Raw genomic sequence first — 20,054 nt, forward strand, 5'->3', positions numbered from 1 at the left:
CGGCTAACGCTCCGCGCCCACCACGGTGCTGTACCCGTTGATCGCGGGCTGCCCGCCCAGGTGCACGTACAGGACCGTGGAGTCCGGCCCGATCTCGCCGCGGCGGACCAGATCGATCAGCCCCGCCATGGACTTGCCCTCGTACACCGGGTCGGTGATCATCCCCTCCAGGCGGGCGGCGGTGTGGATGGCGTCGACGGTGGTGGTGTCGGGGATGCCGTAGACACCGGCGTGGTAGCGCTCGTCCAGGATGATCTCGGCGTCGGTGATCTCCCGGCCGACGCCCACCAGGTCGGCGGTGTGCCGGGCGATGCGGGCCACCTGGTCGCGGGTCTCGGTCGGCTTGGCCGAGGCGTCGATGCCGATGATCCGGCGGTCGCGCTCGCCCAGCGCGGCGCCCGCGATCATCCCGGCCTGGGTGCTGCCGGTGACCGAGCAGACCACGATCGTGTCGAAGAAGACGCCGAGCTCGGCTTCCTGCCGCTCCAGTTCCTCCACCCAGGCGGCGAAGCCGAGGCCACCGAGCCGGTGATCCGAGGCGCCGGCCGGGATGGCGTACGGGGTGCCGCCCGCGGCGGCGACCTCGTCCAGGGCGCGCTCCCAGCTCTCCTTGACGCCGATGCCGAATCCGGCCCGCACCAGGCGGACGTCCGCGCCGAGGATGCGGGACAGCTGGATGTTGCCCACCCGGTCGTAGACGCTGTCCGGCCAGTCGACCCAGCTCTCCTGCACCAGCACCGCGCGCAGGCCGGCGCGGGCGGCGGCAGCGGCCACCTGGCGGGTGTGGTTGGACTGCACTCCGCCGATGGAGACGAGGGTGTCGGCGCCCTGGGCGAGGGCATCGGCCACGAGGTACTCCAGCTTGCGGGTCTTGTTGCCGCCGAACGCCAGACCGGAGTTGACGTCCTCCCGCTTGGCCCAGATCGCGGGGTGGCCGAGGTGCGCGCCGAGCCGGTCCAGGCGGTGCACCGGGGACGGGCCGAACAGCAGCGGGAAGCGGGTGAAGGAGCCGAGGGACATCGGCGGGCACCTTTCGTTACGGGGACCGGGTCAGGACGGCGGCTGCCGGGCGCCCGGAGCGGCGGAAGCGGTGTCGGCGTGAGCGTGGGTGTCGGCGTCGATCAGGTCGGCCAGTTCCGCCCAGATGCGGCGGGTGACCTCGGCGGCGCGGTCGACGTCGCCGGCGGCGCAGGCGGCGATGAGTTCGCCGTGCCGCCGGACGGACCTCCGGCCCGGCAGCGTTGCGAAGCGCTGCCGTTCCAGTCGGCGCAGCCGGGGCGTGTAGCGGTCGATGGTCTCGGCGAGCGCGGTGTTCGCGCACACCTCGACGGGCACGTCGTGGAAGGCGTCGTCGGCGTCGATCGCGTCGCCGACCGCTCCGGCGCGGACCGCGGCGGCGAAGCGCTCGTTGGCCGCCCGCATGCGGTCGAGGTGGTCGGCGGACATCCGTGGCACCGCCGCGCGTACGGCCGTCTCGTGCAGCGCGCGGACCACCTCCAGCGCGTCGCGCACGTCCCCCAGGTCCAGCGGCGCCACCCGCGTGTAGCTCTGCGGCTTGGACACCACGAGCCCTTCGGCGGTGAGCCGGGCGAGCGCGTGGCGGACCGGTGCCCGCGACAGGCCCATGCGCTCGGCGAGGTCGGCGTCGCGGAGCACCTGTCCGGGGGCGAGGTCACCGGACACGATGGCGGTCCGCAGGTGGACGTAGACCTCGTCGCGGAGCAACCGGCGGCCGATGGGGCGCAGGGGGCGGGCGGTATCGGAGGCGTCGGGCACGACTGAAATGTTAGATGTCAGATTCCGGCATCGGCAAGCGCGCGCCCCGAACTGCGAGACTGGGGCCATGCGCCTGAGCACCGACCAGGCCCGCGCCCGGTTCGCCGCGAGCCGGGTCGCCCGCCTGGCGACCGCCGACGCCGCCGGCCGGCCGCACCTGGTGCCGCTGGTCTTCGCCACCGGTCTCGACGGGGACGCCGACACCATCGTCACCGCCGTCGACCGTAAACCGAAGACCACGCGCGCGCTGAAGCGGCTGGCCAACATCGCGGAGAACCCGCGAGTGTGCCTTCTCGCCGACGGTTACCACGAGGACTGGGACCGCCTGTGGTGGAGCCGCGCGGACGGCGAAGCCGAGGTCGTCCGCTCCGGGCCGCTCCGGGCCGCCGCACTGCGGTTGCTCGCCCGCCGCTACCGGCCCTACGTCGACGACCCACCTGACGGTCCGGTGATCGTCGTGCGCGTGACCCGCTGGTCCGGCTGGTCCGCCCGCCCACCGGGTGCGGACGTGCAAGAGGGGGACTGAGCACAGGACGGCCCCCCGTAGCAGGCGGCGATCGCGGCGGCACGGTCGCGCAGGGAGATGCGCAACCACTGCGGGGCGAGGGCTTCCGCGTTCGTGGCGAGCTGCCATAGCGCCCATTCGGCGTGCCTCGGGTCCTGGAAGGTCACCTCCAGCCGTAGCCGGCCGTCCGCGTCGGTCTCTTCGGCGTGGACGGCCAGCACCGTGCCCACCAGCTCTTCTCGCCGCGCCGGGTCCACCCGTACCAGCACGGTGACCTGGTCGCCGCCGGTCCGGAACCGCGTACCGCGTTCCTGCCAGGCTCGGTCCAGATCGACCCGGTCGGGTCGCTGTGCGGGTTCGTCGAGTTCCTCGGCGGCCAGCACCCGGGCCAGCCGGTAGGTGCGGTCCGCGCCGGACCTCGTGGCCAGCAAATAGCCCTGGCCGCGTACGGTGACCAGGCCGATCGGGTCCACGGTGCGCCACTTCGCGGTCTGGCCCACGGCCGCGTAGTGGATGCGCAGCTTGTGCCCGGCGAGCACCGCGCGCCGGATCTCGGCCACTACGGTCTCGGGCACCTCCTCGTCGGCCACGCGCCGCGAGAGGAGGTCGGTCTCCGGGTCGATGAGCAACCGCTGCGCCGCGCCGACCGCGGTGTCCCGATAGCCGTCGGGCAGCGCGTCGACCACCTTGAGCATGGCCGAAGCGAGCGCCGAGCCGAGGCCGAACACCTGCGCGCCGCGCCGCGATCCCGCGACCAGCAGGGCGAGCGCCTCGTCGTGGTTCAGCCCGGTGAGTTCTGTCTGGAAACCGGGCAGCAACGCGAAACCGCCGTGCCGACCGCGTTCGGAGTAGACCGGCACGCCGGCCGCGGACAGCGCCTCGATGTCCCGCAGCACGGTGCGGGTGGACACCTCCAGTTCGCGGGCCAGCGTGGCCGCGGACAGCCGACCGCGCTGGCGCAGCAGCAGCACCAGCGAGACCAACCGATCGGCGCGCATCCGAGAACACTATCGAGATACACGACAAAAGACGTCGTGATTCGTTGGCAGGCTCGCAACGCAGCATCAAGGACGGGCGGTTACCGAGCCGATGGACCCGGGGCCGCCCAGCGAATCGAATGGAGCCGATGTGGCACTGCAACGAACCGCGGTCAACCCGGTGACGTGGTCCGTGGAGATGGGATTCAATCAGGGGGAGATCGTCTCCGGGCACACCCGCACCCTGTACTGCTCCGGGCAGACCGCGATGAGCGGCGACGGTGAGCCCCGGCATGACGGCGACATGGCGGCCCAACTTGCGCTGAGCCTCGACAACCTGGAGGCCGTGCTCGGAGAGGCCGGCATGTCCCTCCAGAACCTCGTGCGGCTCAACGTCTACACCACCGACGTCGATCTGCTCTTCCGGCACTACGGCGTGCTGGCGTCGCGGTTGGGCGCCGCCGGGGTGGCGCCGGCCACCACGATGCTCGAGGTCACACGGCTGGCGATCCGCGGCCAGATGGTCGAGCTCGAGGGAACCGCCGTCGCGTGATCCGACCTCGCCGCTGTCGCCCGTGCCGGTCGAACCGGCACGGGCGGCCGGCAGCCGGTGCTTTCCGGTGCCCGGAACGGTGCCGGTCCGCGTTCACGGCTTCGGGTTCCGTGCGACCGAGACCGGGTCGACGAGCCGGTCGGCCCCTTCCGCCGGCTCCGCTGAACGTCCGGCACGTGGCAGCGGACCGGCGGGGCGGGCTCGGCCGGAGGGGAGGGCCTGCGCAGACCGCTGCACAGTGAAGCGGAGGCGGCCTCGGGCGCGGGGGTGCGTTGACGGGCGGCTCGCCGAGCCGGTAGATCGTCGGGAATGACCCATGACCACCAGGAGACGGGAGCCGGAACGTGAGCAGGATCCCCAGGCTCCGCCCCGACGAGCTCGACGAGCGGCAGCGCGCCCTCTACGCCGACATCACCGGCGGCCCGCGCGCGGACGGCCCGCAACTGTTCCGGCTCACCGACGACGACGGCGGCCTGGAGGGGCCGTTCAACGCGATGCTGCTGGCCCCGGCGCTCGGCGACGCCCTCCAGCGGCTCGGCACGGCGATCCGGTACGAGGGCGGCCTGTCCGGCCGGGCCCGCGAACTCGCCATCCTCGTGGTGGCGGCGCACTGGGACAGCGCGTTCGAACGCCACGCGCACGAGGCGGTGGGCGCGCACGTCGGCCTCACCGAGGCCGAACTCGCGGCCGTCCGTACCGGCGGCGATCCCCGCCTGGACGATCCGGTGGAGGCGACGGTGGTCCGCACCGCCCGGCTGCTCACCGCGCGCGCCGACCTCACCGACGAGGAGTACGCCGCGGCGGAGCGGGTGCTCGGCCGGGCCGGGCTGTTCGAGCTGACCACGCTGGTGGGCTACTACGCGACCCTGGCCCTGCACCTGCGGGTGTTCGGCGTGGACCGCTGACCGCGCCCGGGAGGAGGCGCCGCGGCGGGCCATCCTGACGACCGGAAAGCCGTCGGCCCTCGCCCAGGCCGGCGTGCACGTCGAGTGGGACCCCGGGCGGTCGCCGCGCGGCCGAACGGCCGTCCCGGCTCCGGAGCCGGGACGGCCGCGTGTCTCGGGGCCGGGCTACTCGAACAGCCGCTCGAGCCCGCGCAGCGCGCGGCGCAGCACCTGGTCGCTGGACGGACTGTACCCGGTGACGGTCGGGTGGATGTAGACGAGATCCCGGTCGGCGAGGTCGCTCAGCAGGACCTGGGTCACGCCGAGCGGGATGCGCAGCTCCGCCGAGACCTCGGCGACCGAGCGCACCTCGCGGCACAGCGACAGGATGTTCCGCGACTCCGGCAGGAGGTTGCTCGGCGGCTCGGCGGTGGGGTCGGTGGCCGAAACGAGGGTCTGCACCATGAGCGGATGACGCGAGCGCGTGCGTCCGCCGGTGAAGGTGTAGGGGCGGATCCGCCCGCCTCGGCGCCTGCGCGTAGTTGTTGCCACGACGACCTCTTCCGGAGTCGGATAACGGCCTACCGAACCGCTCGGCCTCACGACCGGCTCACAACGAGCGACGGGGACCGGCCGGGCGCGGTCGGCGGCGGCGATGGCGGGACGGCGGGGGAACGCTCCGGTGACGCTGTGCTTGTCACAACACGACTCCTCATTGGGGCGGCAGCGAGGACGTACCCGACATGCCCACGACGCGCGAAGCGCGCGGGAATCCGGGGTGCGTGCCATGTCCGAGCGGTGAGGCGGGGACCGCGTCGGTCACGCGAGAGGACGGAGACGGGGCCACGGTCGTGGCCGCTCGTCCCGGACGGTGGCCGGGCCACCGACCGATCACTCACGGTAATGGACGTGATCTCGCAGACCATATCTGGCTTCCCGGTGCCGGTGGCTCGGCGAAAAGAGCCACGAGTTGGCAACGACGTGAACGCAGCCTAGCGCAGGAGGCCCGCCAACGCAGGGGACCGAGGTTACCAGCGGGACCGGGCGATTCCGTGTCGACCGGGGCGCGCGTCCGAAGTGAACATCGACGTTCGTGGTCCTTCCACACGGAAAATGTGATTTGTCGACTTTCGCGATCAATGTGGTTTTTCTCCGCCTATTCGGATGACCCCGCAGGTCGTGCGCCGACCGTCCGTGGACGGGCTCCCGTTACGGTGCGTCATCAATGTGGGAGAGGTCATAGGGGGACACCGTCACGCAGTGCCCCTTTCCCGCGCGACCGGCGGCCGGATCCGGCCATGCGCCCGCACGGGCCGTCCCACGGATCCCTCGGGCGGGTCCGGTCACTCCTCCTCCATGACCCCGGCTCGGTACGCCCACGCCGCGATCTCGACCCGGTTGCGCACGCCCAGTTTCTGCTGGGCGCTCGCCAGGTGGGTCTTGACGGTGCTGAGCGACACGAACAGCCGACGGGCGATCTCCGGATTGGTCAGCCCGAGCGCCGCCGCCCGGACCACGTCCAGTTCTCGCCCCGTCAGTCCCCGCAGGTCAGGGCTGCGGCGGCGGGCGGCGGCCGCGGTGAAGTGGCGGAGCAGCCGCACCGTGACGCGTGGGGACACCAGCGCGTCACCCCGGGCGGCCGCCCGGACCGCCTCGACGAGCTGCTCGGGACCGGCGTCCTTGAGCAGGAAGCCGACCGCGCCGCCGGACAGCGCCGCGTGGACGTACTCGTCCAGGTCGAACGTGGTGACGACCACCACCCGCGCGGGCTCCACGACATCGGGCCCGGCGAGCCGCCGGGTGACCTCCAGCCCGTCCAGACCGGGCATCCGGATGTCCAGCAGACTCACGTCCGGGCGCACCTCCCGGGCCAGCCGAAGGGCGGTCACCCCGTCGCCGGCCTCGGCCACGACCTCGATGTCGGGCTCGGCGTTGAGCATGTACCGGAATCCGGTGCGCACCATCTGCTGGTCGTCGGCGAGGAGTACCCGGATGGCCATGGTGTTCATTCTCCACAGGGTGCCGGTCACCCTGTCGGGCGGGAGGGCGCGCCCCGGGCCGTGGTGAGGCCGCGCCCGAGGCGCTGCACCCCCGGGTCGCGGCCACACCGGCGGCGCTCCTGCGCAACGAGTACGTGACGCGCGGCGTCCCGGCCGTGCCGGACGTCCTGCTCATCGAGATCGTGGACGAGGTCTTCCTGCCGCTGGTCCACGGCCGGGGTCCGGCCGGCCGCGCGTCGGCCCGCTCCGGCCCCGGCCGGACGTGAACCGCGCCGCCGCTACCGTCCCTCCTCGGGCCCGGCGAGCGGTATCTCCAGTTCCACCCGCCAGCCGGTCCCGCCCGGCGCCGGGCCGGCGGTGAACATGCCGCCCAGCAGTTCGGCCCGCTCCGCCATCCCCGCGATCCCGTAGCCGCCGCCCGCGGTGAACAGCGAGCCGCCGCCGCGGCCGTCGTCATGGACCGTCAGCCGGACATGGTCGGACCGGACGTCGAGGTCGACCAGCGCCCGGGTGGCGTGACGCGCGTGGCGGTCGACATTGGTCACCGCCTCCCGGGCGACGCGCAGCGCGGCGGTCGCCACCACGTCGGGCAGCCGGTCGGGCTCGCCGGTCACCCGGACCACCACCTCGGGGCGACCCGGTGCCGCCGGGCGGGAGAGCGACCGCAGCGCCGCCGCGATGTCCCGCGCGTCAAGGGGCGGCGGCGAGGCCGCACGGAGGGAGGCGACGATCCGCCGCATCGCCGTCAGCGACCGCAGGCCGGCCTCCTCGATCTCCGGCAGCGCCTCGGCCACCAGTTCGGGGTTGCGGGCGGCACCGTGCCGCAGCGCCTGCGCCTGCACGACCATCCCCGTCACCTGGTGCGCGACGAGGTCGTGCAGGTCGCGGGCCAGGGTCAGCCGTTCCTCGCGGCGGGCCTGCTCCAGCCGCCAGCGGCGGCGCTCCTGGGACCACCGGTGGTAGAGGCCGGGCGCGAACAGCAGGGCCGTCAGCAGCAGCACGTTGCTGACCGTCGCGTCCGCCACCCCGCCTCGCAGGGTGTCCGACCAGATGACGACGGCGCAGGCCGGCGCGAACGCCACGGCGACCCACGGCCGGCAGCGGTAGGCGATCAGCGACATGACGACGAGCAGCGCCGCTGCCTCCGGGACCGTGAGGGAGAACCCGAACGCGCCCTTCGGGCGGGGCAGCAGCGCCAGCGAGGTGCCGAGCAGTACGGCGATGGTGAGCAGCCCGATCACCCAGGTGCGGCTCGGGCCGGTGCCCTGCCGGGCCGCCAGCACAGCGAGCACGGACACGACCAGACCGGAGACCAGTGGGAGGTGGTCGTAGGCCGAGGGCGGCGGGCCGATCCAGTCGGGGGCGTGCCGCGGCGCCGACAGGACGGAGTAGCACTCCACCAGCCAGAACGCCGCCAGCACGACGGCCACACCGGCCGGCAGCCAGGGCCCGCGCATGGTGAAGTCGCCCCGGATCGCGGCGCGGATCCGGGCCGTGACGTCGGCGTTCATGCCCGCACTCTACGGCCGGACGGCGGGCCGGCGCCTCGGCCGATCGGCCGAGGCGCCGCGGCGAACGCCGTACCGGTCGGCCGAGGCGCCGCCCACCGTGGTGCGGCGAAGCTGGGCCGGCGGCCGACCCCGCCGCCCCATCCGACCGACCGGGAGCACTGATGTCCGTGACCGTCCCCGCCCCCTCCGCCACCGGCTCCGCCGCGCCGTCCACCGCCCGGTTACGGTTCCTCGACGTCGCACGCGGGTGGGCCATGATCGGCGTGGTGCTCATGAACACCAGCTACTTCGTGCACCAGGTGCCAGAGCCGGGGCTGGTCACGGACCTCGTCGACTCGGCGGCCACCCTCCTCTTCTCCAACCGGGCGCGCACGCTGCTGATGATCCTGCTCGGAATCGGCGTGGTGCTGACCTGGCGTTCGACCGTGCGCAGGGGCGGCCGTCCGGGGCCGCTGTTGCTGCGCCGCTACGTCGCCCTGTTCGTGGTGTTCGGCCTGGCGCACCGCGCGGTCTTTCACGGCGACATCCTGACGCACTACGCGCTGGTGGCGCTGCCGTTGATCGCCCTGCTGCCGTGGCTGCTGGCCGGCCGGGCCTGGCGCCCGCTGGCGCTGGCGGCCGGGTGCCTGCCGCTGGGGATCGCCGCCGGTGTCGTGATCCCGGATGCGCCCTTCGAGCTGGCGCTCGCGCCGCAGACGCTCACGGCGTTCGCGGCGGGCGTGTGGCTGGGCCGGCTGCTGGGCGACCCCGAACTGCACGCGGGACCGCGGGCGCGCCGTGCCGCCGTGCGGGTGCTTCTCGGCGGGCTCGCGATCGCGGTGGCCGGGCTGGTCACCGCGCTGGCCGGGCAGGTCGTGCTGGGGCCGCGGCGGTTCGGCGCCGACGGAGTGCCGCTGCCGCCGACCGTGGCCGAGTCGGCGGTCATCTTCACCGGCGGCACGCTCCTGATGATGGGCGGCGCGCTGCTGTACTTCGGCCTGGTGTGGCGGCTGGCGGACGGCGACGGACCCGTAAGCCGTGCGCTCGGCCTCCTTGCCCCGCTCGGCCGGATGTCGCTCACGGTGTACCTGGGCAGCACGGTGGTGTTCCTGCTGGTGGAGACGGTGCTCGGCGCCCAGACCACGCCGGGGGTGCTGTTCGCGGCCGGGCTCGGTTACCTCGTCGTCATGGGGATCGGCTGCGCGTACTGGCTCCGGGCGTTCCGGTGGGGGCCGGCCGAGTGGCTGTGGCGGGTGATCGGCTACCTGCGGCCGTTGCCGTTGCGAGTGGCGTCCGGACGGTGACGGCCGGATCGCGCCGGAAATGATCACCGAGCGCAACCACATCAGCGTAGGCCGGGGGACCGGAATGGGCCACCCCTATTCCGGCCCCCTGCCGCGGAGTGGACGACGCCCCGATTCGGTGCCGGGAGGGAACAGGGCAGGTGGCAGGGGAGTGGGCGGGAGAGTGCGCTGTTTCCGTTGTGACGTTTTTCCGAAAATCTACATAGCCGCATTTAATGGAAAATAAAAGAGGCCAATTCGCTGTTCTCGTGTCCGGATGTGGACACTCGGTCGACGTCGTGTGCTCCTTTTCCTACATTCGGGGGCCGTGCTTTCCTGTGGCCCGAATCCCCCAATGCGAAGGATGTGGGAAATGTCCAGATATGGACGCGACGGCGAGGTCGCCGGGCCGAGCCGGCGCAGCGCCGTCCGCGGCGCGCTGCTGGTCGCCGGCGGGACGGTGCTCGCCGGTGCCGTCGACCTGAGCACCGCCCGCGGCGTCCTGGCCGCGGCGCAACCGACCATTCACGTCCGCAGCGCATGGAACGCCCGGGCGCCCAGGAGCGCCGTCGACGTGTTCAGCCGCCGGCCGGACCACATCGTGGTGCACCACACCGCGACCGCGAACGCCACGAACTACACCCAGAGCCATGCCTTCGCGCTGTCCCGGTCCATCCAGAACCACCACATGGACACCAACGGCTGGAAGGACATCGGCCAGCAGCTCACCATCAGCCGCGGCGGGCACATCGTCGAGGGGCGCAGCCAGTCGCTGCCGGCCATGCGCAACCGGACCTTCAATCTGGGAACGCACGTCTCCGGGCACAACGACCACACCGTCGGCATCGAGAACGAGGGCACGTACACGTCGGTGAACCCGCCGACCGCGCTGTTCAACTCGCTGGCCGCCACCTGCGCCTGGCTGTGCGCGCAGTACGGGCTCAACCCCTCCAGCGCCATCGTCGGCCACCGTGACTACAACGCCACGGCCTGCCCCGGTGACCGGCTGTACGCGATGCTGCCGCAGCTCCGCGCCGCGGTCGCCGACCGGCTGGCCGCCCTGGAGGCCCGGCTGGAGATGCTCGGCTACGACGAGATCCCGCAGGACCACTGGCCGGCCTTCCCCGACGTACCGGAGACCGAGCGGACTGCGCCGTTCTACCACGGCCCGGCCCTCGGCCCCGGCGACGCCGCCGGCTGACCCGCCGCCCGGCCGTCGCCCCGGACGGTCATGTCCGGCGCGACGGCCGGGGGTCCGGAGGCGGCAGTACCGAGGCCGCCGCCGGCAGCAAGTGGTCGAGGTACGGCGCCGCCACCAGTTGCAGCCCCACGGGGAGCTCGTCGCCGGTGAAGCCGGCCGGGACGCTGAGCGCGGGATGACCGCTCACGTTGAAGGCCCAGGTCAGCGCGACGTTCATCCGGCCGCCCGGGCCGGCGTGGCCGTGCGGCGGATACGGGACCGTGGGCGTGAGGAGCAGGTCCACCTGGTCGAACACCCGGGCCAGTCGGCGGTCGTTGGCGGTGCGCAGCGCTTCGGCCGCCGGGTCGGAGCCGTCGCGTAGCGCCCGCCACGCGTCGGCAGGGTCTGCGAGGACGACGTCGGGGGCGTCGCGCAGGTCGATCCCGCCGGCGGCGGCCATGCGGCGGGCCGCCCGGTAGGCCACCCCGGCGATCTCGGGGCCGGTGCGGGCGAACCCGAGGGTCGCCGACCAGACCGCGCTGAGCCGGGGGCGCGCCCGCAGGGCGCGGGCGAACCGGCCGTCGCCGGGGAACAGCACGTCGAGGACGAGCGCCAGATCCCCGGCGGTCCTCGTCAGGGGACCCAGTGCCCCGAGACCGTCGCCCCGGGCGGTGGGCAGCAGCGCGTTGGTCGGTTTCATGCCGAGCACGCCGCACCACGCGGCGGGGATCCGCAGCGACCCGGCGCTGTCCCCACCGGTGGCGAGCGGCACCATCCCGGCCGCCACCGCGACGGCCGAGCCCGCCGACGAGCCCCCCGGAACACGGTCCGCGCGCCACGGATTGACGGTCGGCCCCCGATCGGTGCCGCCCCAGGTCTGCCACGGGGTGCTGCCGTCCGGCACCGATGTGGACCCGATCGGCACGCAACCGGCGGCGACGAGACGGCGAGCCGCCTCCGACCGAGTGCCGCCCCACGCCTTCACGGCGAGCGGGACACCGGCCAGCGGCGGCGCGGCGCCGCGTGCCACGGCCTCGTCCACCCGCGCCGCGAGCCGCAAGGCGCGCTCCGGCCACACCTCACGGAACGCGCGCAGAGCCGGGTCGTGGACCTCGACCGCCGCCAGCGCGGTGCGGACCGCCTCCGCCGCCGAGAGACCGCCGTGCCGCACGCGGTGCGCGATGCCGCGCACGCTCCAGTCGCCGTCCGGCTCCGCGCCGGGCGCGCGCGGGCCGGATCCGGGTGGCGGTTCCACCGTGGTCGACTCGCTCCTCTCATGCCCGGGGCGCACCGGCCGGTCCCCGTGTGGACCCAGCCTGACAGCCGGGCGCGCGTTCCGGCCGCGGGCCCGGCCACGGCCGGATGATGTGGGCAAGACGACGTTCGACCGCATGCCGCTGAGATGTGGCTCACAAGGTGTCGCGCGCCCGTGTGCGGGGGGCGTCCATCACTGCGGGTCACGCGTGGGAGCGTTACCAGATAAATCAATCAACAGCATGTGAGGTCCCACGCAACCCCACATTGGCGTCTGGTATCCGGAATGTCGATGTGGTTGACTCTGTCCGTCGCATTCCGGAGAAGGGGAGTGGACTGCCCTGGATTCCGAAAATGCGAGTGGATCGCTCAGTATTTTGAAAGCGCTGCTAGATCGTATGGACGGAATGGGTGGTGAACTCGATCATGTTCCAGCACGGCCTCAGTCGAATCCAGCGCGGATTCCGTCGATCGCGACGGAAACAAAGGTATGCCGTAACGGCATCCTTGCGTACCGTAGCCACTCCGCTCCGCAATTCACACGCCGCGGTACCCCGGGGCAGACCCCGTCCCGCGCCCCCGCCCGGACCCCGCGCCGCCCCGCGGTGCGGACCGGTTCGTGACGTGGGCGCGCCGCCCCGCGCGGAATCCGCGGCCCCGCCGCGCCGATGCCGGGCAGGCGCTGCCCGCCGGCGCTGCGCGGGCGGCCGCCGGGCACTGACCCCGCTCGCGGTCCCCCGTTCCCGCCGGGCGGTGGGCGCCAGAACGCCTCGCTGACCTGCTGCGGAACCGGGAGGTGCGGTCCTCCGCCCCTCGGCCGCGATGCCCCCGCCGCGCGCCATGCGGCCGTGAACGCGGAACCGTTCCGTCCGCCGGACACCGTTCCGGGTCCACCGGCCGGTGCCGTGTCGTCGTCCCAGCGCCATCCTCCCCGCTCGCCTCTGCTACGCGGGAGGCGCGACCGAATGCGCGTCGCGGCCCGCTCGGCGTCCGCGCCGCCATACCACTCCCGCCCGTTTCCCATTCCCGTCCGCCAGATTCGGTACCCGTCATTCCCTCTGACGTGCGCAGGAGTCGCGGCGTCGACGTCCGGCGTGCCCACGGAACCTTTCTCGAACCGATTTTCACACCTCGTTCCCGATAATTCACATCGCACACCGGCGGTCGGCCCGCTGGCCGTTCACCGTGCCCGAGAAAAGGGAGATGGAAATGGTAGTGAAACTGCGAACATGGCCATTCGGGTGTGCCCGCGCGTGGCGTTCCCGTCCCGTACGGACGACGGCCGCGCCCTGCGGCCGCCGGCACGGCCGTGGGGAGGTGCCGCCGTGCTGACCCGCGTCCTCGTCACCGGTAGTAGCGGAATGCTCGGCACGGCGCTCGTCGAGCGCCTGGCCCGGGACGGCTGCGAGACCGTCGGACTCGATCTCGTCCACCCGGCCGACTCCCCGTTGTCCCGGCGCGTGCGCGGCGACGTTCGCGACCCGGACGCCGTGCGCCGGGCCGCCCGCGGCGTGGACCTCGTCGTGCACAGCGCGTCGGCGCTGCCCAGCTACTCCGCCCGGCAGATCGACTCGATCGTCGTCGGCGGCACCCGCACCGTGCTGGCCGAGGCGCGCCGCCTCGACGTTCCCCGCGTCGTCCACGTGTCCACCAGCGCCGTCTACGGGCTGCCCAAGCAGGTGCCCACGCCCGAGACACAGCCGCGGCGGCCGGTGGACGCCTACGGCCGCGCCAAGACCAGGGCGGAGGAGACGGCCGAGGAGTTCCGTGCCGCCGGCATGGTGGTCCCGGTGCTCCGGCCCAAGACCTTCGTCGGCCCCGGCCGGCTCGGCATCTTCGCCATGCTGTTCGAGTGGGCCGAGGAAGGCCGGCACTTTCCGGTGCTCGGACGCGGCGACCACCTCAACCAGATGCTCGACGTCGAGGACCTCGTCGACGTCGTGCTGCTCGCGGGGACGCTCCCCGACGAGGTGGTCAACACCGAGTTCAATGTGGGCGCCGCCGAGTTCGGCACGCTCCGCGAGGACTTCCAGGCCGTCCTCGACGCCGCCGGACGCGGCCGGCGGGTGGTGTCGCTGCCGATGCGCCCCACCGTGGCCGCGCTGGAACTGCTGGCCAGAGCCGGAATCTCGCCGGTCTACCGCCGCCTCATCCACAAGCTGTGCGCGGACTCCTGCCTGGACATCCGCCGGATCCGGGACCGCCTCGGCTTCACCCCCCGCTATTCCAACCGCGAGGCCGTTCTGCGCAGCTTCGACTGGTGGCGGCGGCTGCCGGGGGAGGCCCGCCCGAACGCGACCGGCCGCACCAGCCGCGATCCGTGGCGGCAGGGCGCGCTCGCGCTCGCCAAGGCCGCCTTCTGACCCCAGCGCCCTCTCCCCACGGAGGAAGCCGTGACCCCCGCCGAATCGCGCCTGTCCGCCCCGGAGTCACCCCCGACGATCACCCCGTCCGCCCGCCCCGCCCGCCGCTGGCTCCGCGTGCCGCGCGCCCTGCTCCGGGTCTCCCGGCCGCACCAGTGGCTGAAGAACCCGGTCGTCATCGCGCTGCCCGCCGTCACCATGTCCCGCTGGGACCCCGGCGCCCTCCTCGCCGTCCTGTGGGCCACCGCGCTGTTCACCCTGGCCTCGATCGCCGTCTACACCCTCAACGACATCCTCGACCGCGAACGCGACCGGCGGCACCCCGTCAAGCGGAACCGCCCCATCGCCTCCGGGGAGCTGGGCGTGGCCACGGCCTGGTGCTACCTCGGCGCCGTCTCCGTGCTGCTCGCCGCGGGCATCGTCCTCGCATCGCCGGCGCGCACCTGGCCGGTTCTCGCCTACCTCGTCATCAACCTCGCCTACAGCTTCCGTCTCAAGCACGTGTCCGTGGTGGACGCGTTCACCGTCGCCGCGGGATTCGCGCTGCGGGCGCTGGTCGGCTACCTGGTCCTGGACGCCGCACCGTCGCCCTGGCTGCTGCTGACCGTCCTGAGCGCCTGCCTGCTGCTCTCCTTTGGCAAGCGGCGCCGCGAGCTCAGCACCGGGTCGTCCGGTCACCGGCCCGCCCTCCTGGGGTACTCGGTGCAGCTCGCCGACTACTTCGTCATCGTCAGCGCCGCCCTCGCCCTCGCCTGCTACACGCTGTTCCTCCTGGCCGAGCCCGGCGGGGGCGGGCGCTCCACCGTGCTGATCGTCGTGACCGTGGCCGCGGCCGTCTTCGGCCTCTTCCGCTACCTGCAGATCCTCGTCGTCGGCAACGGCGGCGGCGACCCCGTCCGCACCCTCATCGGCGACCAGACGCTCCTGGTGGCCGGCCTGCTGTGGGCGGTGGTCTTCCTCGTCAGCTGACCCGGCCGGACCCGCCCCCATCCGTCCACCGAGACGCCCGCGACAGAAGGAGAGCCGATGAAGGAACAGCCCCTCGTCTCCGTGATCATCCCGAACTACAACTACGCGCGGTCGCTGGGACTGTGCATCCGCTCCGTGCTGGAACAGGACTACCCCAACAAGGAGATCATCGTCGTCGACGACTGCAGCACGGACGGCTCGGCGCAGCTCGCCCGCAGCCTCGGCGTCACCGTGCTCAGCACCGGCCGCAACAGCGGAGTGGCGGTGGCCCGCAACACGGGGGTGGAGCACTCTTCCGGCGACATCCTGTTCTTCCTCGACTCCGATGTCGCGCTCACCCCCGGCGCGATCCAGGAGGCGGTCGACCAGCTCCGCGCGAACCCCGGCATCGGCGCGGTGTGCGGCATGTACGAGCCCAAGCCGCTCATCCGCGACAGCCTCGTGGAGGAGTGCCGGTGCCTCCAGGCGTTCTACTGGCGGACCAGCTCCACGGGCTCCGTCAGCTTCCTGATCTCGGCCATCTGCGCGCTGCGCGTCGAGGTGTTCCGGGAGATCGGCCCGTTCAACCCCAACCTGCGCCAGACCGAGGAGGTCGACTACGGACAGCGGCTCTCCCAGCGGTACGAGATCCGGCTGACCCCCCGCATCACCGGCTTCCACGACGACGACGACAAGATGTGGCCGCTGGTCCGCAAGATCTTCACCCGCGGCCGGCTGCGCGTCCCCCTCTACGCCCGGCGGCGCAAGTTCTCCAAGGGGTTCGAGACCGCCTTCCGGGTGTGGGCGAGCGTCGCCGCGTTCCTCGCCATCGTGACGCTGCCCGCGCCGCTGGTGGTGGGGCCGCTCGGCTGGCTGCTGCCCGCGGCGGCGTTCGCGGCCGTCTTCGCGCTCGACTTCGGGATGTACCGGTACGTGGCCTCGGCCCGCGGGCCCCTCTTCCTGCTCAGCTTCGCCGGGGTGCAACTGGTCTTCAACCTCACCGTGGCCGTGGCCGTCCTCGTGGGAGCGGTGCACTGGGTGGTCTCGCCGTCCTTCCGCCGCCTGTACGACCGGGACGCCCTCGCGGCCTCCGGCGTGGGGGCGCTGTGACCGCGCTGCGACCGCGGCCGCCGCGGAGCCCGGACGGCCCACGGCCGGCCGACGGCCGGGAACGTTCCGGCCGTGCCGTCCGGCTGCTCGCCGCCCTGGCCGTCGCCTGGGTCGGGTTCACGGTGGGCCAGCGGGCGCTGAGCGGCCACTGGTGGCCGCTGCTCGCCGTGGACCTGATGCCGCCGATCGCCTTCGTGGTGGTGCCGGCCGTGCTCGCCGCGGCCGCCGCCGTCGCGGGGGCCCGGGCCGGCCGGTCCGGCCGGCCCGGCGGGGGGAGCGCCGTCCTGGTGATCTGCCTCGCGCTGGTGGCGCTGGCGGTGGGCTGGCCGCGCACCGGCCTCGTCCCGCAGGCGCTCGTTCCCCGCGACCCCGCTCCGGGCCACGACCTGCGGATCGTGTCGTGGAACACCGAGTGGTGGGGCCAGTACGGCACCGACCGCGATGATCGCTTCTGGGCCGCGCTGCGGGAGCGGGACGCCGACGTCTACCTGCTGCAGGAGTACCTCAACGGTGTCGACCACCGGCAGGAGAACCTGCGGCCGGTCGACGAACTCGACCGCATCCGCACCGAGTTCCCCGGCTACGACGTGGAGATCCGCGGCGAGCTGATCACCATCTCGCGGTTCCCCATCGAGGAGGCGACGGCGGTCGGCCCCGGAGCCGAACTCGGGCCCGAGGCCGACTGGCTCGACACCTACCGGGCGGCCAAGGTGCTGCGCACCGACATCAACGTCGATGGGCAGCGCCTGGCCCTCTACAACGTGCACATCCCCGTCCAGATCGACCCCGGGTGGCACCTGCTCACCACCGACATCCCGCGGCTGCTCCAGGAACGCGAGCGGTCGAGGGCCGCCCAGTTCGCCGGGCTCGAACAGGCGCTCGCCGCCGACCCCGGCCCGGCCGTGGTCGCCGGGGACTTCAACTCCACGGCGGTCATGGGCGAGCTCGACTCTCTGCGCGGCAGCCTGCGGGACGCCGCATGGGCCGGTGACTCCGTCTACCCGGTCTCGTGGAGCGAACGCGCCGCCCTCCTGGGGTTCTGGCGGCTCGACTGGGCCTTCACCACACCGGAGGTCGACGTGCGCCGCTACGACCTCGTCCCCATGGGCGATCTGTCCGACCACCGATCCCAGGTCATCGAGGTCGCGCTGTGAGCCCGCCGCCCGCCGCCCGTGCGGCGGGCGGCGGCGTCCGGGCCGACCGGCGGAACTGACGAAGAGGTTTCTCGGGTAATGTCCACCACCCCCACGGTCTCCGTGATCATCCCCAACTACAACTCCGCGCGGACCCTGGACCTGGTGCTGCGGTCCGTCTTCGCGCAGACCCTGCAGCCCTACGAGGTCATCGTCTCCGACGACGCCAGCACCGACGACTCCCCCGGCATCGCGGCCCGCCATCCGTGCCGGGTGGTGCGGGCCGCGCGCAACGGCGGGGTCTCGGCCGCGCGCAACGCCGGAGTGGCCGCCAGCAGCGGGGAGATCCTGTTCTTCCTCGACGCCGACCAGGCGCTCGCCCCCGACGCCCTGGAGAACGCGGTACGGCTGCTGCGGGAGGACCCCACCCTGGGCTGCGTGCACGGCGTCATCGCCCCCGAACCCCTCATCGACGACGGCCTGGTGGAGCGGTACCGCGTCCTGCACGCCGCCCACTGGCGAGGGCGTCCGCTCGGCCGCACCCCCACCGCGATCTTCGGGAACACCGCGATGCCGCGCGCGGTGTTCGACGAGGTCGGGCCGTTCGACCCCGCGCTGCGCGACTCCGAGGACATCGAGTACAGCGAGCGCCTCTCCGCCCGTCACGGCATCCTCCTCACCGATCGGGTGGTGGCCTACCACGACGAGGAGGACCGGCTGCTGCCCATGCTGCGGGAGCAGTTCCGCCGCGCCCAGCTGCTCGTCCCCTTCGCCGCCGCCCACCGCGGCCGGCCCGGGGCGATGCGCGCCAACAACGGGCTGGGAGTGGCGTCCGCCCTGTTCACCGCCTGCACCGCCCCGCTGCTGCTGCTCGCCCCCGTGCTGCCCGCGCTGGCCCTCCCGACACTGGCGGGACTGGCGGTGTTCGCCGTGTCCGACCCCGCGCTGATCCGCACCGTCCGGAAACACCGTGGTGTGGGCTTCCTCGTACCGTTCCTCGCACTGCATCTGCTGGTGAACCTGCAGATCGCGCTCGGCGCCGCGACGGGCTGGGCGCGGGGGCTGGTGCAGCGCGACTTCGGAGTGCCGACCGCGCGGGTCCAGGGGAGGGCCGGATGAGCCCGCAGCCGTCCCGGCGCCACCGGTGGGCGGCCCTGCTGCGCCCGCTCCTCGCGACCGCGTTCGTGGGGGGCGCCGCCATCGGCATGTGGAGCGTGCTGCGCGGCGAGGGCGACGAGATCATGGCGCTGCTCTCCCGGCCCGGCGCGCTGCCGTGGCTGGTGGGCTCGATGGTCGTCAACACGGCCGGACTGCTGCTCGGCATGGCCTCGTGGCGCAGCACCCTGACCGGCCTCGGCCATCCGCTGCCGCTGGGCGCCACGCTCCGGATCTTCGGTGCCTCCGTCCTCGGCAAGTACCTGCCGGGCCCGTTCTGGAGTGCGCTGGCCAGCGTGTACCTCGGCCGGGACAGCGGGGTTCCGCCCGCCCGCATGGTGGCCGCCTACGTGCTCAACTCCATCATCGTGGTGCTGACCGCCGCCGTCGTCGGGACGGTGGCCGCGCCGCAGGCGCTCGGGCAGGGGGCGGTGTGGCTGCTTCCCGCCGTGCTCGCCGTGGCGGTGCTGCTGTGGCGGCCGGGGCTGGTCATCCGGGCGGCGGAACTCGCGGCCCGGCTGCTCCGGCGGCCGGCGCCGACCGGCGAGGTCTCGGCCACCGCCCTGCGGCGCGCCATGGTGCTGGAGATCCTGTCCTGGATCGTGGGCGGGGCCCACCTGTGGCTCATCGCGGTGGTGCTCGGGGCGCCGATGGGCGCCTCCTTCGCGGTCTGCGTGGGCGGGTTCGCGCTCGCGGCGGCGGCGGGCGCGCTCGCCCTGGTGGTGCCCGGCGGCGCCGGGGTCCGGGAGGTGGTCATCATGGTGGTGCTGGTGGCCGTGCTGCCATGGTCGCAGGCGGGCGCCGCCGCGCTCGCCAGCCGGTTGTGCTGCACGGTGACCGAGGTGGTGGGGGCCGGCGGAGTCCTGCTCGCCGCCAGGTTCACCCGCGCGCGACGGACCGTCGCCGCGCCCCGGGTGACGGAGCCGACGGAGCCGGCCGAGGTCGCCGGGGGGCGGTGACGAGCGGTTCCACGACCGGTGGTGGGTGTGCCCGGCCGATGGTGTGCGGGAGACGGCGGAAGCGGACGGGGCGGGACGGAACTGCGGCATGCTGCACCTCCGGAAGGAGCCGACGGCACCCGCGCCGCCCGCGGAATGCCGTTTTCCGCCTCCAGGATCAGGCGGCCGGGACCGCCCGGGAAAGCCGGATCACCGGGCCTGTGGATAACGGAGCGGTGAGCCGACGAGCGAGCGTAGGCGGCGCCGCTTCCGGCCGGAGGCCTCTCGTGCGGGGCCGGTGGAGCGGAGTGAGGAGGCGAATGCGACCGGGGGACGGGAGCGGTGAGCCGAGGAGCGAGCGTAGGTGGCGCCGTTTCTGGCCGGAGGCCTCTCGTGCGGGGCCGGTGGAGCGGAGTGAGGAGGCGAATGCGACCGGGGGACGGGAGCGGTGAGCCGAGGAGCGAGCGTAGGTGGCGCCGTTTCTGGCCGGAGGCCTCTCGTGCGG

19 protein-coding genes are annotated in these 20,054 nt (G+C 73.3%); 12 read left to right on the forward strand and 7 right to left on the reverse strand.

Annotated features, from left to right (window positions below; all coding sequences use genetic code 11):
• Positions 1 to 3 precede the first annotated feature (3 nt).
• Together ACFQRF_RS02560 and ACFQRF_RS02565 are read right to left on the reverse strand one after the other, a co-directional pair.
• Entirely contained in the window at positions 4 to 1,020 is a 1,017-nt protein-coding gene (locus ACFQRF_RS02560) for a 1-aminocyclopropane-1-carboxylate deaminase (protein WP_379868440.1), read from the reverse strand.
• 30 nt (positions 1,021 to 1,050) lie between these two features.
• Complete coding sequence (locus ACFQRF_RS02565) at positions 1,051 to 1,776, reverse strand: GntR family transcriptional regulator (protein WP_379868442.1); 726 nt, start codon at positions 1,774 to 1,776, stop codon at positions 1,051 to 1,053.
• A gap of 67 nt (positions 1,777 to 1,843) precedes the next feature.
• On the opposite strand from ACFQRF_RS02565, the gene ACFQRF_RS02570 reads away from it, so the two are divergent.
• Positions 1,844 to 2,302, forward strand: a complete 459-nt coding sequence (locus ACFQRF_RS02570; protein WP_379868444.1) for a TIGR03668 family PPOX class F420-dependent oxidoreductase — start codon at positions 1,844 to 1,846, stop codon at positions 2,300 to 2,302.
• Here the strand turns inward: ACFQRF_RS02570 and ACFQRF_RS02575 are convergent.
• On the reverse strand, positions 2,197 to 3,279 hold the full coding sequence (locus ACFQRF_RS02575; protein WP_379868446.1) for a helix-turn-helix transcriptional regulator: 1,083 nt from the start codon (positions 3,277 to 3,279) through the stop codon (positions 2,197 to 2,199). The two genes, ACFQRF_RS02570 and ACFQRF_RS02575, sit on opposite strands and share 106 nt — an antisense overlap.
• Before the next feature lie 136 nt (positions 3,280 to 3,415).
• Here ACFQRF_RS02575 and ACFQRF_RS02580 point away from each other — a divergent pair, with 136 nt between their 5' ends.
• Together ACFQRF_RS02580 and ACFQRF_RS02585 are read left to right on the forward strand one after the other, a co-directional pair.
• Positions 3,416 to 3,811: a RidA family protein gene (locus ACFQRF_RS02580; protein WP_379869013.1), complete on the forward strand. Its 396-nt coding sequence runs from the start codon at positions 3,416 to 3,418 to the stop codon at positions 3,809 to 3,811.
• A gap of 344 nt (positions 3,812 to 4,155) precedes the next feature.
• On the forward strand, positions 4,156 to 4,716 hold the full coding sequence (locus tag ACFQRF_RS02585) for a carboxymuconolactone decarboxylase family protein (RefSeq protein ID WP_379868448.1): 561 nt from the start codon (positions 4,156 to 4,158) through the stop codon (positions 4,714 to 4,716).
• A gap of 165 nt (positions 4,717 to 4,881) precedes the next feature.
• Here ACFQRF_RS02585 and ACFQRF_RS02590 read toward each other — a convergent pair whose 3' ends face one another.
• Both ACFQRF_RS02590 and ACFQRF_RS02595 read right to left on the reverse strand, forming a co-directional pair.
• A complete protein-coding gene (locus tag ACFQRF_RS02590) occupies positions 4,882 to 5,247 on the reverse strand; it encodes a DUF742 domain-containing protein (RefSeq protein WP_379868450.1) in 366 nt (121 codons plus the stop codon).
• Between the two features lie 791 nt (positions 5,248 to 6,038).
• On the reverse strand, positions 6,039 to 6,695 hold the full coding sequence (locus ACFQRF_RS02595) for a response regulator (RefSeq protein ID WP_379869015.1): 657 nt from the start codon (positions 6,693 to 6,695) through the stop codon (positions 6,039 to 6,041).
• 134 nt (positions 6,696 to 6,829) lie between these two features.
• On the opposite strand from ACFQRF_RS02595, the gene ACFQRF_RS02600 reads away from it, so the two are divergent.
• A complete protein-coding gene (locus tag ACFQRF_RS02600) occupies positions 6,830 to 6,961 on the forward strand; it encodes a hypothetical protein (protein ID WP_379868452.1) in 132 nt (43 codons plus the stop codon).
• Between the two features lie 12 nt (positions 6,962 to 6,973).
• On the opposite strand, the gene ACFQRF_RS02605 is transcribed toward ACFQRF_RS02600, so the two are convergent.
• Positions 6,974 to 8,206, reverse strand: a complete 1,233-nt coding sequence (locus tag ACFQRF_RS02605) for a sensor histidine kinase (protein ID WP_379868454.1) — start codon at positions 8,204 to 8,206, stop codon at positions 6,974 to 6,976.
• A gap of 161 nt (positions 8,207 to 8,367) precedes the next feature.
• Between ACFQRF_RS02605 and ACFQRF_RS02610 the strand changes: the two genes are divergently transcribed.
• On the forward strand, positions 8,368 to 9,489 hold the full coding sequence (locus ACFQRF_RS02610; RefSeq protein WP_379868456.1) for a DUF418 domain-containing protein: 1,122 nt from the start codon (positions 8,368 to 8,370) through the stop codon (positions 9,487 to 9,489).
• Between the two features lie 352 nt (positions 9,490 to 9,841).
• The gene (locus tag ACFQRF_RS02615; RefSeq protein ID WP_379868458.1) at positions 9,842 to 10,669 is read left to right on the forward strand and encodes a peptidoglycan recognition protein family protein; all 828 of its coding nucleotides are present in this window, start codon (positions 9,842 to 9,844) and stop codon (positions 10,667 to 10,669) included.
• A 28-nt stretch (positions 10,670 to 10,697) separates the two neighbouring features.
• Here ACFQRF_RS02615 and ACFQRF_RS02620 read toward each other — a convergent pair whose 3' ends face one another.
• Positions 10,698 to 11,903 carry an amidase gene (locus ACFQRF_RS02620; protein ID WP_379868460.1) on the reverse strand — a complete coding sequence of 402 codons (1,206 nt, stop codon included), beginning with the start codon at positions 11,901 to 11,903 and terminating at the stop codon, positions 10,698 to 10,700.
• A 1,228-nt stretch (positions 11,904 to 13,131) separates the two neighbouring features.
• On the opposite strand from ACFQRF_RS02620, the gene ACFQRF_RS02625 reads away from it, so the two are divergent.
• The 6 genes from ACFQRF_RS02625 (at position 13,132) to ACFQRF_RS02650 (ending at position 19,570) form a co-directional block, all read left to right on the forward strand.
• Positions 13,132 to 14,265 (forward strand): NAD-dependent epimerase/dehydratase family protein, encoded by a 1,134-nt coding sequence (locus ACFQRF_RS02625; protein WP_379868462.1) that lies wholly within the window; start codon positions 13,132 to 13,134, stop codon positions 14,263 to 14,265.
• Positions 14,266 to 14,295: 30 nt separating this feature from the next.
• Positions 14,296 to 15,234, forward strand: coding sequence for a UbiA prenyltransferase family protein (locus ACFQRF_RS02630; protein ID WP_379868464.1), 939 nt, complete (start codon positions 14,296 to 14,298; stop codon positions 15,232 to 15,234).
• A 57-nt stretch (positions 15,235 to 15,291) separates the two neighbouring features.
• The gene (locus ACFQRF_RS02635) at positions 15,292 to 16,323 is read left to right on the forward strand and encodes a glycosyltransferase family 2 protein (RefSeq protein ID WP_379868466.1); all 1,032 of its coding nucleotides are present in this window, start codon (positions 15,292 to 15,294) and stop codon (positions 16,321 to 16,323) included.
• The gene (locus tag ACFQRF_RS02640; RefSeq protein ID WP_379868468.1) at positions 16,320 to 17,477 is read left to right on the forward strand and encodes an endonuclease/exonuclease/phosphatase family protein; all 1,158 of its coding nucleotides are present in this window, start codon (positions 16,320 to 16,322) and stop codon (positions 17,475 to 17,477) included. Before ACFQRF_RS02635 ends, ACFQRF_RS02640 begins: the two co-directional genes overlap by 4 nt.
• Before the next feature lie 78 nt (positions 17,478 to 17,555).
• Positions 17,556 to 18,575 carry a glycosyltransferase family 2 protein gene (locus ACFQRF_RS02645; protein WP_379868470.1) on the forward strand — a complete coding sequence of 340 codons (1,020 nt, stop codon included), beginning with the start codon at positions 17,556 to 17,558 and terminating at the stop codon, positions 18,573 to 18,575.
• Positions 18,572 to 19,570 carry a lysylphosphatidylglycerol synthase domain-containing protein gene (locus ACFQRF_RS02650; RefSeq protein ID WP_379868472.1) on the forward strand — a complete coding sequence of 333 codons (999 nt, stop codon included), beginning with the start codon at positions 18,572 to 18,574 and terminating at the stop codon, positions 19,568 to 19,570. The genes ACFQRF_RS02645 and ACFQRF_RS02650 overlap by 4 nt, the downstream gene beginning before the upstream one ends.
• Positions 19,571 to 20,054 lie beyond the last annotated feature (484 nt).

Origin of the sequence: Marinactinospora rubrisoli, from assembly GCF_042664915.1 — a bacterium.
GTDB lineage: Bacteria > Actinomycetota > Actinomycetes > Streptosporangiales > Streptosporangiaceae > Marinitenerispora > Marinitenerispora rubrisoli.